This is a genomic window from Allofournierella massiliensis (assembly GCF_964241245.1).
GTDB classification, from domain to species: Bacteria; Bacillota; Clostridia; order Oscillospirales; family Ruminococcaceae; genus Allofournierella; species Allofournierella massiliensis.
In genome coordinates, this window is sequence record NZ_CAXSWZ010000007.1 from 46,390 (window position 1) to 61,850 (window position 15,461).

General features: G+C 62.4%; 14 protein-coding genes. All 14 read right to left on the reverse strand.

The window, feature by feature from the left end:
- Positions 1–32 precede the first annotated feature (32 nt).
- The 14 genes from ACESYO_RS05440 to ACESYO_RS05505 all read right to left on the reverse strand — a co-directional run bounded on the left by ACESYO_RS05440 (position 33) and on the right by ACESYO_RS05505 (position 15,458).
- Positions 33–722, reverse strand: coding sequence for an L-ribulose-5-phosphate 4-epimerase (locus ACESYO_RS05440; protein WP_373209477.1), 690 nt, complete (start codon positions 720–722; stop codon positions 33–35).
- 4 nt (positions 723–726) lie between these two features.
- On the reverse strand, positions 727–1,236 hold the full coding sequence (locus tag ACESYO_RS05445) for a KdsC family phosphatase (RefSeq protein WP_242868305.1): 510 nt from the start codon (positions 1,234–1,236) through the stop codon (positions 727–729).
- Positions 1,237–1,243: 7 nt separating this feature from the next.
- Entirely contained in the window at positions 1,244–2,794 is a 1,551-nt protein-coding gene (locus ACESYO_RS05450) for an aldolase catalytic domain-containing protein (protein WP_373209478.1), read from the reverse strand.
- A 26-nt stretch (positions 2,795–2,820) separates the two neighbouring features.
- Positions 2,821–3,552: a 3-deoxy-manno-octulosonate cytidylyltransferase gene (locus ACESYO_RS05455; RefSeq protein WP_373209479.1), complete on the reverse strand. Its 732-nt coding sequence runs from the start codon at positions 3,550–3,552 to the stop codon at positions 2,821–2,823.
- A 117-nt stretch (positions 3,553–3,669) separates the two neighbouring features.
- Positions 3,670–4,665 carry a hypothetical protein gene (locus ACESYO_RS05460; protein ID WP_373209480.1) on the reverse strand — a complete coding sequence of 332 codons (996 nt, stop codon included), beginning with the start codon at positions 4,663–4,665 and terminating at the stop codon, positions 3,670–3,672.
- A complete protein-coding gene (locus ACESYO_RS05465; RefSeq protein WP_317406751.1) occupies positions 4,666–5,967 on the reverse strand; it encodes an ABC transporter ATP-binding protein in 1,302 nt (433 codons plus the stop codon).
- Between the two features lie 16 nt (positions 5,968–5,983).
- Positions 5,984–6,853: an ABC transporter permease gene (locus tag ACESYO_RS05470; RefSeq protein WP_373209481.1), complete on the reverse strand. Its 870-nt coding sequence runs from the start codon at positions 6,851–6,853 to the stop codon at positions 5,984–5,986.
- A gap of 96 nt (positions 6,854–6,949) precedes the next feature.
- Positions 6,950–8,005, reverse strand: coding sequence for a glycosyltransferase family 2 protein (locus ACESYO_RS05475; RefSeq protein WP_373209482.1), 1,056 nt, complete (start codon positions 8,003–8,005; stop codon positions 6,950–6,952).
- Positions 7,971–10,163: a glycosyltransferase gene (locus ACESYO_RS05480; RefSeq protein WP_373209483.1), complete on the reverse strand. Its 2,193-nt coding sequence runs from the start codon at positions 10,161–10,163 to the stop codon at positions 7,971–7,973. Before ACESYO_RS05480 ends, ACESYO_RS05475 begins: the two co-directional genes overlap by 35 nt.
- Positions 10,164–10,166: 3 nt before the next feature.
- Entirely contained in the window at positions 10,167–11,174 is a 1,008-nt protein-coding gene (locus tag ACESYO_RS05485) for a glycosyltransferase family 2 protein (RefSeq protein WP_373209484.1), read from the reverse strand.
- A gap of 29 nt (positions 11,175–11,203) precedes the next feature.
- Complete coding sequence (locus ACESYO_RS05490) at positions 11,204–12,205, reverse strand: glycosyltransferase family 2 protein (RefSeq protein ID WP_373209485.1); 1,002 nt, start codon at positions 12,203–12,205, stop codon at positions 11,204–11,206.
- A 30-nt stretch (positions 12,206–12,235) separates the two neighbouring features.
- On the reverse strand, positions 12,236–13,249 hold the full coding sequence (locus ACESYO_RS05495; RefSeq protein WP_373209486.1) for a glycosyltransferase family 2 protein: 1,014 nt from the start codon (positions 13,247–13,249) through the stop codon (positions 12,236–12,238).
- Positions 13,246–14,196, reverse strand: a complete 951-nt coding sequence (locus ACESYO_RS05500; protein WP_373209487.1) for a glycosyltransferase — start codon at positions 14,194–14,196, stop codon at positions 13,246–13,248. The genes ACESYO_RS05495 and ACESYO_RS05500 overlap by 4 nt, the downstream gene beginning before the upstream one ends.
- Positions 14,193–15,458: a glycosyltransferase family 4 protein gene (locus ACESYO_RS05505; protein ID WP_373209488.1), complete on the reverse strand. Its 1,266-nt coding sequence runs from the start codon at positions 15,456–15,458 to the stop codon at positions 14,193–14,195. The genes ACESYO_RS05500 and ACESYO_RS05505 overlap by 4 nt, the downstream gene beginning before the upstream one ends.
- Between the last annotated feature and the right edge of the window lie 3 nt (positions 15,459–15,461).

Genomic DNA, 15,461 nt, shown 5'->3' on the forward strand with positions numbered 1-15,461 from the left:
AAAACCCTTTCCGTTCGGGCCTGGCCCGTGATTTACTTGCCCGACTGGCCGTAGTAGGCCCCCGGGCCGTGCTTGCGCAGGTAGTGCTTGTCCAGCAGGTAATCGTCCACCGGCTGTGCACCCAGCGCAAGGCTGTGGTAGGCCATCATGGCCACCTCTTCCAGAATGATGGCATGCTCCACCGCATCCGCCGCGTTTTTGCCCCAGGTGAAGGGGCCGTGGCCCTTTACCAGCCCGGCGGGAACGGCTTCATAGTGCTCCGCGCAGGCAGCGGCCAGCACCAGACCGGTGTTGGTCTCATAATCGCCCTCCACCTGCTCTCTGGTCAGGGCAGGGGCGCAGGGCACCGGGCCGTAAAAGGTGTCGGCATGGGTGGTGCCCAGCGCCGGGATCTGGCGCCCGGCCTGGGCAAAGATGGTGGCCCACCGGCTGTGGGTGTGTACCACGCCGCCGATGGCCGGGAAGGCCCGGTACAGCTCCAGATGGGTTTTGGTGTCGGAGGAGGGGCGCAGCTCGCCCTCCACCACGCTGCCGTCCGCAAGGCTCACGATCACCATGTCCTCCGGGCGCATTTTGTCGTAGTCCACGCCGGAGGGTTTGATGGCAAACACGCCCGCATCCCGGTCTACCTGGCTGGCATTGCCCCAGGTGGCAAGGCAGAGGTTGGCTTTGGGCAGGGCCAGATTGGCGGCCCATACCGCCTGCTTCAGTGTTTCGTACATGGGCTCACACCCCCGCGCCGAAGGCGGCGTTCACGGCCTGCTCAAAACAGCCCGCGTCCTTCAAAAGCTTCTCCACCGCGCCGCGCACCGCGCCCTCGCCGCCCTTCTGGGGGCAGACGTAGTGGGCGATGGCCTTTACCTCAGCGGCAGCGTCGGCGGGGCAGGCCACAAAACCGCACAGCTTCATGGCCGCCATGTCGTTCCAGTCGTCGCCCACATAGGCCACCTCTTCCCGGGCAAGGCCCTGCTCGGCCAGAAAGGCGGCAAGATACTCCGCCTTCTTTTTGCAGTTCTGCACGCAGTAGTCCAGATGCAGCTCTTCGGCCCGGCGGCGTACCGGTTCACTTTCCCGGCCGGTGAGGATCATCACCTTGATGCCGGCGGTGCGGGCGATCACAAGGCCCGCGCCGTCCTTCACGGTAAATTTTTTGGTTTCGTTGCCGGTGGAATCCAGATACAGCCCCCCGTCGGTGAGGGTGCCGTCCACGTCCAGCACAAGCAGTTTGGTCTGCATGGGCATGTTACTCCTTTTCGTAGTAGCTGGGGGTTACGAACTCTACGCGCAGCGCCTGAGCCCGGATGGCCTCGGCCATGGCGTGGTTGTAGTCCGCGCCCCGCAGGGTGTGGTTCTTCATGCGGGGGTCGCAGTAGTTGTCGTCCCCGGGGCCGTAGCCGTCCGCGCCGGCAATGGCCACCTCGTTCACGCCCAGCGCTGCCAGCAGATGCAGCAGCATGATCAGGCTGTTGGAGCCCTTGTCGAAGGCGCCGGCCAGACTGTTGTAGTCCAGCCGGTAGTCCGCTTCGCCCTGCAGGTTGCTGGTGGCAATCACCGCGCAGGGGCAGCCTTCCAGCTTTTCAAACCGCTTGCCGTTGGTGAAGAAGGCGAAATCCGCCTTGTAATGCTCAGGCACAAAGTTGGCGCTGATGACCACCGGGTTGTTTTCGGCGATATAGGCCTCGATGGCCTGCCGGTGGGTGTCCAGCGTCTGACCGGGGGCCAGCGCCAGAATCTTTCGGCCGGCCAGCAGCTCTTTCAGCTTTGCCCGGTCGGCGGCATCGTCCAGCGCGCTGCCCTTGTACTGGGCATACAGCTCGTCCGCGTAGGCGGCGTCGAAGGCGGTCTTTTTCTCCGGGGCGATGCGGCTCAGGATGTGGTTGATGTCCCGGTTGGACAGATCGCCCTTACCCAGCAGATGCTCGGCGTAGTTGCGGTGCAGATTGTACCGGGCAGACAGGAAGTAGGGCGGAGAATAGCCCCAGGGCTCCTTTTCCCGGATGGGCATGATCTGATCCTGAATGGCGTCCAGCATGCAGTCGATGTCGTACTGCTTGCCGAAGTTCAGGTTCAGGTAGTCAGCGATCAGCTCGATGCACAGGTTGCCGGGGGTGCGGCCCATGCCCAGAAGGCTTGCGTCCACGATCACGTCCCGGTTCAGGTGCTTGTTCACAAAGCTCTGGGCAAGGCTGGAGCTCAGGGCCATGTTCTCGTGCAGGTGCAGGCCAAGAGTGATGTCCTTGGCCAGATTGTTGTGTACCAGGCTCACGATCCGGTCCAGATCCTGCTGGCGCATGCTGCCGAAGGTATCCACGATGGAGAAGGCGTAGGGATGGATCTTGTTCACCTGCTCCACCAGCCAGAGCACGCCCGCGTCGGAGTAGCCCATGATGTTGATGGGGTTGCAGCTGATCTTGTAGCCCTTGTCCTGGGCTTTTTGGCAGAAGGCAAGGCCCTCTTCGATGTCGTAGTCGTGGAAGGTCACCCGAATCAGGTCGATGCCGGTGCCGTCCCAGGGCTCCAGCTTGTCGATGTCGTAGAAGTTGTGCAGGGCCATGCCGCTGAACATCACGTTTTTCCGGTCGGCGGGCAGAATCTTCTTCAGCTCGGCCACCGTGTTCCAGCGGGTGCAGTCCGGGTCGTAGTCCACGTTGCGCAGAAAGCCCACCTCCACGATGTCGGTGCCCGCCTTCACCAGGCTGCGCACAATGTCGCGGATGTTTTCGTAGCCGAAGCGCCAGTCGTTGATGTACCCGCCGTCACGCAGGGTGCAGTCCAGAAGTTTCAGGTTGTACATAGAGCAGCTCCTTTCCCGGCATTCATTCAGTTGCCGCGCTGTTTCAGGATCTCACATACGATGTCCACGTCTTTTGGGGTGTCCACCGAAACCGTCTTGTAAGGGGAGACCACCGCGTGCACCGTGTGGCCGTTTTCGATGAAGCGCATCAGGTCGTTTTCCTCGGCTTTTTCCAGCGTGCTCTTGGGGGTGGCAGCATAGAAATCCAGCGCCTTTTTGCTGAACAGCTGAATGCCGGTGATTTTTTCGTATTCAAAATCCGCCGTTCCCTTGGGGTAGGGGATGGGGCTGCGGGAGATCAGCAGAATCTCCCGGCGGGCATTGCAGGCCACCTTCTGGTTGGAGAAGTCGATCACATCTGCCGGGTGGTCCATGATGTTGGTCACACCCGCCACATAGTAGGGGTCTTCGGGCAGGCTGTCCGGCAGGATCAGATCAAAGGCCCGGGCGTCGATCAGCGGCTCGTCGCCCATGATCTGCAGATACAGATCCGCTTCCAGCATGCAGCTCACCTCGTGGATGCGGGCGGTGGGGGTGTCGTGGTCGGCACGGGTCATGAGAGCGGGCATCTCGTACTGGCGGCAGACCTCCATGATCCGCTCATCGTCGGTGGCGATCACCAGATCGTCCAGCTTTTCGCATTTTTTTGCTGCCTGATAGACCCACCAGATCATGGGTTTGCCCAGAATGTCGGCCAGGGGCTTGCCGGGCAGCCGGCTGGACTGGTACCGGGCGGGGATCACGCCGATGATTTTCATAGGAACAACCTCCTTGCGGGCCCGCAATAAAAACGATGAAGCGGGCCGCCTGATTTCATAGTAAAGCCTTGGTATGAACAAATTATGAGCGCACGGCGCTCTTTTCACAAAAAAGGCTCAGCGGAGCAGGGCCAGCGCCTCGCTGAGGCTCAGCTCCAGCTTTTCGTCCGCCACTTCCAGCGCCTTTAATACGGTGGATTCCACCGTCACGGCTTTTTTGAACCGGAAGGGCAGCGCGAAGTTCAGCACCTCGCTGGGCATGGTGCGCTCCAGAATGACCGCGTCCGGGAACAGCGTGGAGTAATCGAAGGTATCCCGGGGATGGGTCTTGAGAAAGAGCGGCCCGTCGGAGCAGTGGGCCTTCACCACGGCGGCGAACATCTTTTTCTGGGTCTCGCTGTCCAAAAGACCGTCCGGCACAAAGTCCCGGGGCAGAAACAGCACCGCGCCCTCGGCCTTTTCCGGCAGAGGCCGGGTCAGGAATACCTGACGGATCAGGGCCTTCTGGTCGACGGTCAGCCGGTGGAACCGATCCGACTTGGAATCCTCCCGCAGCTTTTCGGGGAACAGGCCGGTTTTTGCAGCGCACTCGGTCTCCACTGCCGTGACCCGCTTGTAATCGCCCCAGTAAAGATAGCCATAGCAGAATTTCTGCCGCAGCCTGAAGTGGGGCAGCTTTCGTTGTTCGTCAATGATGGGGTGCTCCGGGCGGCAGGTGCTGGCCATGGTATCCTCACAGAGGATGTAAGGCGCTTTCAGATCCTGCAGATACCGGCCCAGAACGCTCCAGTCGTTGTGAATGTAAATGGCGTTGTAATCCTGCGGGCGGATGGAAAAGCCGTAATATTTTTCCACATTGCGGCGGCCCATCACCCGCTGAAGCAGCAGCGTGCGCAGAAAACCCTGCTGAATGGCATTGCCGCAGGCAAGTTCGTCAAAAACCCGTACACAGCGGAACAGGCCGGTGGCGGAAAGCCGCCCGGCCAGTTCTTCGGTGTTTGGGATGACACTGCTCAAAATAAGCTCCGGGGGCACAGCGTCCTCCATGGCCCGGACCATGTCCACCAGCACCTGATAGGCGGTGTGGCAGATGTATAAATTGGGGCGCTTCATTTACAGCACCTCGCTGGATTCGACGGTCACCGGCGGGAAGTGGATGTGGCCCCAGCCGCTGGACCACTCCGGCAGGGTGCGGTCCATGTTGGTGATCTCGAAGGCAAATTCCTGGGCGGGCTTGTCCAGGCAGGCGGCGTTGGCCAGCTCCCGCTCGAACACGTCCAGATAGAAGAAATACTGGCCCTCGCTGAAGATGGAGGTGTCCACCGTGAACACGGTGGAGTAGCGCTGGCCCGGCTTGGCCTCGCCCAAAGTGATGGGATGGGTGATGCCGATGGGCGTGGAATCCCGGTAATGAAAATTCAGCTTCAGGTTCACCGCGTCGAAGTGCTGCATGACCTGCCAGTCGATGCGGATGCGCAAAGGCTCGCCGGCGGCGAACACGCTGCTTTCCTTGTCCAGGAAGGTCAGCCGCTCCACCCGCAGCCGCTTGCCGGCGCTGGTGTTCATGCGGCCGATCTCGCGCAGGTCATAGTCCACCACGTTCACGTCGGTGGTGTCCATATAAACGGCAATGGCGTCGTCCACGTTGCCGTCGAAGATCACCTTGCCCTTGTCCAGCACCACGCAGCGGGTGCACAGCTGGCGGATGGTGCTCATGTTGTGGCTCACATACAGAACGGTGCGGCCCTCCTGGCCCGCCACGTCGCTCATCTTGCCCAGGCACTTCTGCTGGAACTTCATGTCGCCCACGGCCAGAACCTCGTCCATGACCATGATCTCACTGTCCAGATGGGCGGCCACCGCGAAGGCCAGCTTCACGAACATGCCGCTGGAATACCGCTTCACCGGGGTGTCGATGAAATCGCCGCACTCGGAAAATTCGATGATCTGGTCCAGCTTGGAATCCACCTCGGCCTTGGTCATGCCCAGAATGGCGCCGTTCATGTAGATGTTTTCCCGGCCGGTCATCTCCTGATTGAAGCCGGTGCCCACCTCCAGCATGCTGGCGATGCGGCCCTTGATTTTGATCTCGCCCTCGGTGGGGGCGGTGATGCGGCTGAGCAGCTTGAGCAGGGTGGATTTGCCCGCGCCGTTGCGGCCGATGATGCCCAGCGCCTCGCCCTTGTATACGGTCAGATCCACCCCGTTCAGGGCCATGAAGGTCTGGCCGAACAGGCGGGTATCGGTGCCGATGGGCAGGTTGGGATCCTCCTTGCCGCGGATGCGGGCCCACCAGCTTTGCAGATCGGCGGTGAGGGTGCCGCCGCCGATCTGGCCCAGCTTATACTGTTTCTTTACGCCGGATACCTGAATGACAGGCTCTTTGCTGTGTACCGGCTCGCTGTGATTGGACATGGCAAAAATCCTCCTGTTACACGGTATCCATAAAGGTCTTTTCAATGCGGCTGAACAGCACCACGCCGATGGCCAGCAGGACTACGGTCACAATCAGGCTGTAGACCAATCCGGTGGGGTCCACGCTGCCGCAGCCCAGTAGAGCCATGCGGAAGGCCTGCACTGGGGCGGTCATGGGGTTCAGGTTTACGATGGCGCTCAGGACCGGCTGGTTCGACAGGCTGGTGGTGGAGTACACCACGGGGGTGGCGTACATCCACAGTTGCACGCCGAAGGTCACGGCGATGGCCAGGTCACGGTATTTGGTGGTCAGGCTGGAAACGATGATGCCCACCGCCAGGCCCAGCAGCATCACCTGAATGATGCACACCGGCAGATAAACCACCCAGCCGGTCATGGTCAGGGCGCCGAAGGTTTCCTGATTAAAGAAGAAAATGACCCAGAACACCAGGAACATGGCAAACTGAATGAAGAAGTTGATTGCCGCGGTGAGCACCTGAGACAGGGGAATGGTCAGGCGGGGGAAATACACCTTGCCGAACATGCCCGCGTTTGCCACAAAGGTGTTGGCGGTGTTGTTGATGCAGGCGGCGAACATGGTCCACAGGGTATTACCGGCCATGATGAACAGAAAGCTGGGCGCACCCTCGGTGGGCAGCCCGGCGATGCCGCCGAAGATCACGTTAAACAGGATGGTGGTGATCAGCGGATTCAGCAGAATCCACAGCGGGCCCAGAATGGTCTGCTTGTAGATCACCGCAAAGTTGCGCTTGGTGAACAGGGTCACCAGGTCCCGGTAATGCCAGAGTTCTTTCAGGTTGATGTCGAACCAGCCGGTGCGGGGTTTCACAACGGTGGTCCACTGCTGTTCGTTGGGCTTGGCCATCAGCGTATTTCCCTTTCTATTGCGTAATCAGATGCGTAATCAGACAAGAAAAAGCGATAAAATATCATGTCATTATACCATGCCATGGCAAAAAAATCAAAAACGGGCCGGGCGGCTGAACCGCTGGCCAATGGCCTCCAGCTTGCCGTAAAGATCCGGCCTGTTTTCCCGCAGCTTCCACAGCCGGGCCACAAGGGCGGGGCTGCGGCGGTGCATGGCCCATGCCAGCGGCGAAAAACGGCCCGCAGCCTTCAGTGCGTTGCAGAGGGCGGCGGTTTCGGGCCAGCTCAGCACGGCCCGGGCCCGGGCTTTCCGGTCGGCTTTGCCGCCTTCGCCCCGGGCAAGGATGTCCTGCACGCCGTCCGCAATGGTGCATACCCAGCTGTGGCGGATGGCGGTCAGGTCCGCAGCAGGGCAGTGGAATGCCTGCTCGCAGTCCGCTGTAAGGCGGCCGAACAGCCGCATCCACAAGTTGCAGAAATCCGGCCGGTAGCGCTGGGTCAGGCTGTTTTCGTTTTCTGCCGTTTCGTAAAAGGTCTGGGGCTCACGCAGCTTGAAAAAACCCGCGCCGCCCAAGGAGAAAAAGGCCCTGCAGTAGGCAAGGCAGAACAGAAGATCCTCGCCCAGGGAATACTCCGGATCAAAGCGCAGGGCGGCGGCCTCGATCTGCTGGCGGTCAAACAGCTTGTTCCAGGGCATGGAAAGGCAGCAGTCCAGATACATCCAGCCGGTCTTTTCCACTCCAAAAGCCTCGCCCTCGCAGCAGGCGGTTTGGGGCAGAGCCTCCGGCTGGCAGGCAAAGGGCCAGACCACCAGCCGGTCCGGGTTTGCCTGCTGCGCGGCCAGCGCGCTTTCCAGTGCATGGGGGGCCAGGGCGTCGTCCGCGTCCACGAACACCACCCAGCGCCCGGCGGCAGCGGCAAGGCCCGCGTTGCGGGCGGTGGAAACGCCGCCGTTTTTCTGGTGGATCACCCGGACCCGCTCATCCGCCAGCGCAAGAGCGTCGCACAGGCCGCCGCTGCCGTCGGCGGAGCCGTCGTCCACCAGAATCAGCTCCAGTCGGCTGTGGCTCTGGGTCAGGATGCTTTTGGCGCAACGAGGCAGGGTGGCCAGCGCGTTATACACCGGCACGATCACGCTGATCAGGTCCATGGGCTTCATCCTCCATCTGTTGGAACGCCTTCAAAAAGGCGTCGTAATACCGCGGGGCGGAAAATTCCGTTGCCCGCCTGCGGCCCGCCGCCGCCATTTCGGCCCGACGGCCAGGGGCGGCCTTCAGGGCCAGAACGGATTCGGCAATGGCGGTGGGAAGCGATTCATCCCGGGGCAGAAGAATGGCGTTGCTGCCCGCGGCGTATTCCGGCAGACCGCCGCTTTGGGTGGCGATCAGCGGGCAGCCCGCCGCCATGGCCTCCACGGCCACCAGCCCGGCAGCTTCCTCCACCAGCGTGGGCATCACGGTCACCTGAGCCAGGTGATAGTAAGTGGGCAGCTGCCCGGCCGGAACATAGCCGGTGAAGCGGATGCGCCCGGCCAGCGGCTTTGCCAGCGCTTGCAGCTGCCGGGTGAAGGGGGTCGTTTCGGAAGCGGCAAAGAAGGAGCCGCCCACCACCACCAGCTTCACTGCCGGATCCGGAATCAGGGCCATGGCCTCCACCAGCTTGTGCACGCCCTTGTCCTCCTCCAGCCGGCCGCAGAACAGCACCACGAAATCGTCCGCGGAAAGCTCCAGCTGCTGGCGCAGTGTCTTCACTGCCTGCGCATCGGGCGGGGCGGCGAACCGCTCCACCGACACGCAGTTGTAAAGCAGAAGGGCCTTTTTCGGGTCGAGGGCGCTGGTGGCAAGCCACTGGCCCCGGATGTATTCGCTCAAAGCCAGCACATGGCCATAGCAGCGATCCAGCAAAGGGGAGGCGTGGGTCAGCCCGTGAAGATGGGCGACCATGCGCTCTTTGCCGAACGCCCGGCTCACCTGCTGCCAGCCGGTCAGGTCGCCGCCCTCTGCCACCAGGTGGTCAGGATGCAGCGCCCGGAGAAAGGGCAGGGCCTGGCTGTAATAAACATTCCAGTGAACGCAGCGGCCTGCCAGCGCCCGCACCCGGCGGGCAAGGCTGTACAGCGCCCGGCGCACAGGCGAAGCAGGGCGCACAAAGCAGAACAGCGTCTGGGGAAAACGGGCGGCCGCAACGGCGGCCTGCTCGTCCAGCACGGTGACCACCGCAAGCTCCATTCGCCGCCGGGTCTGATTTTCTTCCACCAGACGGCTGGCAAGGCCCTCCACCGCGCCGCCCTTCACAGCAGGCACTGGCAGGGCGGGGGGCATGAGCAGAGCAGCCCGGGGCAGCTCTTTCTTCGGGGGCAGCGGCAGCGGCCGGGTGCACCAGCGCAGGCAGCTGAGTTTTTCGGGCAGGGTCAGTTCCCCGCAGGTTTTCAAAAGGGGCAAAAGGCAGCGCAGCTCTGCTTGGACGCTGTGCCAGCGGGCCGCGATGGGCCAGCTCAGCTCGGTTTTCGCCCCGGCGCACAGGGAAAGATACCGCCGGAAGCAGGCGGCCAGCGCCTTGTCCAGCAGGGACTTGTCCATGCCCTGGTCCCGGAAAAAACGGCACCAGTCGGCGTGGGCGGTCACCCCGTCGAAGCTGCCGGGGCTGATGCCGCTGCGGCAGATGCTGCCCTGGCGCAGCCGGTAGCGATAAAGCGGCTCGGTCAGGCAGGCCACCTTCTTGCAGGCGGCAAACAGCCGGTGGGCCACCGCGTCGTCCTCGTGAATCAGCCCCTCCGGATAGCGCAGCTGCTCCCACAGGCTTCGCTTGTACAGCTTGTTCCAGGCCACCGTGTAGCAGGTGGCGTTGGGGCCGAAAAATTCCGCCAGCAGCACCTTGCCGGAAAAGCTTCCGGCCGCGGCGGGCGCGGTAATCTCGGGATGCTCCAGCGGCGAGCCGTCCTCGTTCACGTCCTCCACCGCGCACAGGGCCATATCCGCCCCGGTGGTGTGCAAGGCGGTGTGCAGCTGCTCCAGATAATCCGGAGCCACCAGATCGTCCGAGTCCACAAAGGCGAGAAATTCGCCCGTTGCGGCGGCAATGCCGGAATTGCGCGCGGCGGAAAGCCCGCCGTTCTGCCGGTGGATCACCCGCACCCGGGCATCCTGCCCGGCATAGACGTCGCACAGTGCGCCGCAGCCGTCCGGGCTGCCGTCGTCCACCAGAATCAGCTCAAAGTTGGCAAAGGTCTGGCCCAGAATGCTCGCCACACAGGCGGGCAGAAACGCCTCCACCTTGTAAACGGGAACGATCACGCTGATCGCGGGCATGGCTCAGGCCTCCTTTTCGCGGTCCATTTTTCCCCGGGCCGCCGCCAGCTTGTAGCACAGCGCGGGGCTCACACAGAACAGCACTGCCCGGAATTTTTCAAACCCGGGCACATGGGGATTCGAGAGGATACGGGGCAGCAGCTTATTCAGCTTTTTCTTGTGCGCCGCAAAGCCCTGTTTCAGCTCGGTGGGCATGGGCCCGGCCAGATTGGCGTGCACATAAAACAGGTAGAACACCTGCCAGTAGCGGGCCACCGCCCAGGCGGACAGATCCTCATAGCCGGGTTTGCCGGCAAAAAAGTCCACCCAGCCGCCGTACAGGCGCAGATCGTCCAGCCGCTTGGCCGAGAAGGCCAGCGCGGTCATACTGCCGGTGCGGGTGCGGTAGTAATAAAGCGGCTCGTTGGAGAGCACGATCTCGTTGCCGTCGTAGATTTTGTCCATGATGTTGGCGTCGTCACCGTAGAACATGGTCTCGTCATGGCGCACGTTTGCAAAAAGCCGGGCGTCGTACAGCTTGTTCCAGGTGACCATGGAATACATGCCGCCATTTTTGAACACGTCCAGAAACTGCTCCAGCGCGTCGTGACGGCCCAGGAATTCCTCGGGCAGGGTGACTCCGCGCTCGAGAAAATTGCCTTTTTCGTCGATGCACACCGCGCCGCAGGCCGCCAGCGGGCAGCCGCTTTCCTTCACGGTGTTGTACAGGGTTTTCAGAAAATCCGGATGCAGCAGATCGTCGGAATCCACATAGCTGATGTAGTCGCCGGTGGCGGCGTCCAGCCCGGCGTTGGCCGCGCTGGCGGGGCCGCCGTTTTTCTTGTGCACCACCCGGATGCGGGGATCGGTTCTGGCCAGCTCGTCGCACAGTTCGCCGCAGCCGTTGGGGCTGCCGTCCTCCACGAGAATCAGCTCAAAATCGGCAAAGCTCTGGGCAAGGATGCTCTGCACGGTCAGGGGCAGATAATCCTTTGCGTCGTATACGGTGGTGATGATGCTGATGGCGGGCATGGGATGCCTCCTTATCAAAAAATATCAGATCAGCGTTTGCCCTTCAGGCGCAGGGGCAGCAAGGCGCGCCCCGCGTTTTTCTTCGCGGCGGCCTTGCGCAGCCAGCCGTTGTAAAGGCCCTGCCGGCCTTCCAGCTGGGTCATCAGGGCGGTGTGCCACATGGGGTTCGCAAACAGCTTTTCCAGCCCGACCTTACGCTCTTCCAGGGTGTAGGGCTTGGAGGAATCGGTGAGCAGATCGAAAAAGCTCACCGCGTCCCAGGGAAGCTGAGCGGCGGCCAGCTGGGGATACAGCTCGCTCTGGCCGCACTGCTCCAGAAAACGCCGCACCCCGTGCAGCACCCGCTGGCTGGTTTCCATGTTGTCCAGCGTGGCGGCCCGGGTCAGGGTCTGGGCGTGGTTCCAGTATTCGTAATAAATGCCGTCCAGATGCTCCATCTTTCCCAGATTGGAAAAATAGGCGAAGTTGAACTGGATGTCCTCGCCGGTGCGAAGGCTTTCGTCCAGCGAAAGGCCCAGCCCCTTGATCAGCTGGGTGCGGTAGACCTTGTTGCACAGCGAGAAGAACTGGTTGGCCCGGTAATACTCGATGAAATGGGGCCAGAACTCCTCCAGCGAGGCGGCGGAAAAGGCGGGGTACACCGCCTCGGTGAAGCCGGTGTCGCTGCAGAACGAGAAGTTGAAGCTGACCAGATCCAGCTCCCGGTTCTCCATGGCCTGCACGGTCTTTTCAAAGGCCTTGGGCAGCAGCACGTCGTCCGCGTCCACAAAGGTGATGTAGCGCCCTTCGGACGCCTGAATGCCCGCGTTCCGGGCCGCCGCCGCGCCCTTGTTGGTCTGGGTCAGCACCCGCACCCGTTCGTCCTTGCGGGCGAACTCGGCGCACAGGTCGGCGGTGCGGTCGGTGGAACCGTCGTTCACCAAAATCAGCTCGAACCAGGCAAAGCTCTGGTCCAGCACGCTCTGCACGCTTTTTTCAAGATATTCCTCCCCGTTGTAAACGGGCATGATACAGCTTAATACAGCCGCCATAGATATGTTTGCCTCCTTGGGAAAATGAAATCACAGCGCATGGCTGGTGCTGCATCGCAGCCAGCACCAGAGCGCCATGGGAAAGGCCAGCCGCAGCCCCACGCAGATGCGGTAGGGCAGAGCCATCAGCCGGTTTTCGTCCGCCGCCAGCCAGCAGGCCAGCGCCCGGCGTGCATCCGGCAGAGCCAGCATCCGGGCAAAGGCCCGGCGGTATCCCCGCAGGGAAAGAGGCCCCTTGCGGCTCATGAGAACCGACATCTGGGCCACCGCCACATTGCCCTGCCGGGCAGCGGCCAGCGCGGCGGCCTGGGCTTCGTTCAGCCCGTAATGGGCGGCGAACTTCAGCAGCGCCGCCCGGGTGGCCTGCTCCGCGTCCAGCAGGTCCGCCCGCAGCGACCGGGAGAGCGAGCCCTCGCCGGTGTGGTCGCAGGCGTAGTAGTTGGTGGGCACAAAACGAACCGGCCCGCAGCGCTGCAAAGCCAGCAGGTTGAACAGAAGGTCCTCGTTGATCTTCAGCGCCGGGTCAAAGCGAACCGGGCCGATCACATGGGCCTTGTAGATTTTGTTGTAGGGGGCCGCGAACTGGCCGGTAGTCACCAGATACCGCTCAAACTCATCCGCCAGCGCGGCAAGGCTTTCGAACGCTGCGTCCGGCAGGGGCGGCTCCGGGATGTAACCCACGTTTTCCACCCCGAAGAACAGCACGTCCGCGCCCTGTTCCAGAATGGGCAGGGCCGCCTCGTAAAGGCCGGGAAGCACCCAGTCGTCCGCGTCCACAAATTGCAGATAGCGCCCGGAAGCGGCGTCCAGCCCGGCGTTGCGGGCGGCGCTGGCCCCGGCGTTTTTCTGGTGGATCACCCGCACCCGGCTGTCCTGCTCGGCCAGCCGGTCGCACAGTGCGCCGCTGCCGTCCGCGCTGCCGTCGTCCACTAAAATCAGCTCCAGATCGGCGGGGGCCTGGGTGAGGATGCTGTTTGCGCACTTTTCCAAAGTGGCCTCGGCTTTGTAGACCGGCACGATCACGCTGAAGGAAGGCTGGTTCATGGCTTGTTCCCTCCCGTGAATTTATGAATCACCAGCGAAAGGCAGCGCCCCGCGAAATAGAAGGGGAACAGCACCTTTGCGGAAAGGGGCATTCGGCCCATCAGCCGCACAAAGGGCCACAGCTCGCCGTATTTGATCCGGTCGATGAAGGGGTAAAAGCTGCCGGCGCACAGGCATTTGGCAAAGGGATACTTGCCCTTCCAGTAGCGGCGGCTGGCGTTTACCACGTCCAGAAAATCGGCGTATTTTTTCAGTGCGCTCTGGGTGCCGTTGTAGTTCTGGTGGTTCTGGTCGGTGCCCGCCACCCGGTAGGCGGAGAGCGCCTCGTTCATCACGAACACCTTGCCCTTGTCCAGATACAGCATGCACAACGCAAAGTCCGCGATGCTGCGGTTGGCGGTCACATAGTCATAAAGTTCCCTGTCCGCCGGGTCGAAGATGTTCTTCACAAGGCAGGCGGTGCAGGAGTAGGTCACGCCGGCCAGAAACAGCTCCATGGTGGCGTCCCTGCCCAGAATGCGGGGATCGTCCGGCAGGGTGCCGTAGGTGTTGCCCGCGTCATCGGTGAGCAGCAGGGTGTGACTCACCGCCAGATAGTCCGGGTGAGCGCGCAGAAAATCCACCTGCTTTTGCAACTTGTGGTCATCCCGCCACCAGTCGTCTCCCTCCAGGGTGCAGACGTACTGGCCCTTCGCGGCGCACAGGCCCTCGTACCAGTTGCGGCTGATGCCCGCGTTCTGTTCGCGCAGGTTCAGCCGGATGATGTCCGGGAAGCGGGCCGCGTAGTCCTGCAGGATGGCGCGGGTGCCGTCCGTGCCGCAGTCCTCGGAAATATAAACTTCAAAGGGAAAATCGGTTTTCTGGGCCAGCACGCTGTCGATGGCCTTGCCGATATAGCGCTCCTGATTGTAGGTGGTGATGAGCACCGTTACCAAGGGCTGGTTCACGGTTTTGCCTCCTTCGCGCCGCAAAGCTGATTGTACAAAGCCATCTGCGCGGCGGCAATGGCCTTCGGGTCGTGGTCTGCCATGGCCCGGGCCCGGGCGGCTTTGCCCATGGCCTCGGCCCCGGCGGGGTCGTCCAGCAGGGAAAGCACTGCCTGCGCCATCTGATCGGGCCGGGCGGGGTCGAACAGCAGGCCCTCCTTCTTGTCATCCAGCATGCTGGGCACGCCGCCCACGTTCGCGGCGGCGCAGGGCATGCCCAGAAGCATGGCCTCGCCCAGCGAATTGGGGCTGTTTTCCAGGCTGCTGGGCAGCAGAAAGACGCTGCTCTGCAAAAAGCAGGTTTTCATGGCTTCGGCGTTCAGCACGCCGGTGTAGCGGATGCGGTCCGCCACGCCCAGACGGCGGGCAAGCTGGTCCAGATAACCGGGATACTCCGCCAGCCAGTTCATCACCGGCTGCAGCAGCGCACCCTTGCGGGGCGGGGGCCAGCCCGCCACATCCACCTGCACGTCCGGGTACCGGGCGGCGATGGCGGGCAGCGCCTCGATCACCCGGTGCAGACCCTTCAGCGGGGTGTTGCCCTGGCTCACGAAAATGCGGGGCCGGCGCAGCGGATCCCGCTGCCAGCCGCCGGAGTAAAAGGGCGCACGCAGAATCTCGTTCAATTTGTAATAGCGGGCCTGTGGATTCACCGAAGCGGTGAAGGCCTTGTCCCATTCGGTGCGGCCCAGCACGTTCCGGGCAAGGGCAAAGACCTTTTTCTCCGCCTCGCCCTGATCCAGAAGCCGCTGGCGCAGCTGATACACGGTGGCTCCGCCGAACCGGGCGGTGACCGTCTCCTTCAGGGGCTGGCGGCGCAGAAACCGCTCGGGCAGGCCGTCCGCCATGTGCTCGCCGCAGGGGCCCGCAAGGCCCTGAATGTAGATCAGAACCTTTTCGGGGTCAAAGGTTTCCAGCGCCCACACCGGGTGGTCGTTTTCGGTGCCGAACACCTGCACCAGCTCCGGCTGCTCGGCGTCCAGCACCTTTTTCAGGGCAGAAGCCCCCTCCGCGGTGGGAAAAGCCCAGTATACGGTATCGTCGATTTCACGGCGTTCGGTTTTTGTTACGGCGAAATTATGGGCGCACAGGATGATCTCCACCGGCTGCTGCGCCATTGCCTGATACAGCGCCGTCACCCAGCTGCCGCTGGCCTGCACCGGCAGATCCAGCGCACGGGCCAGGGGAGCGGGAAGAAAATTCAAAAGCCAGAGTACCTTCATGGT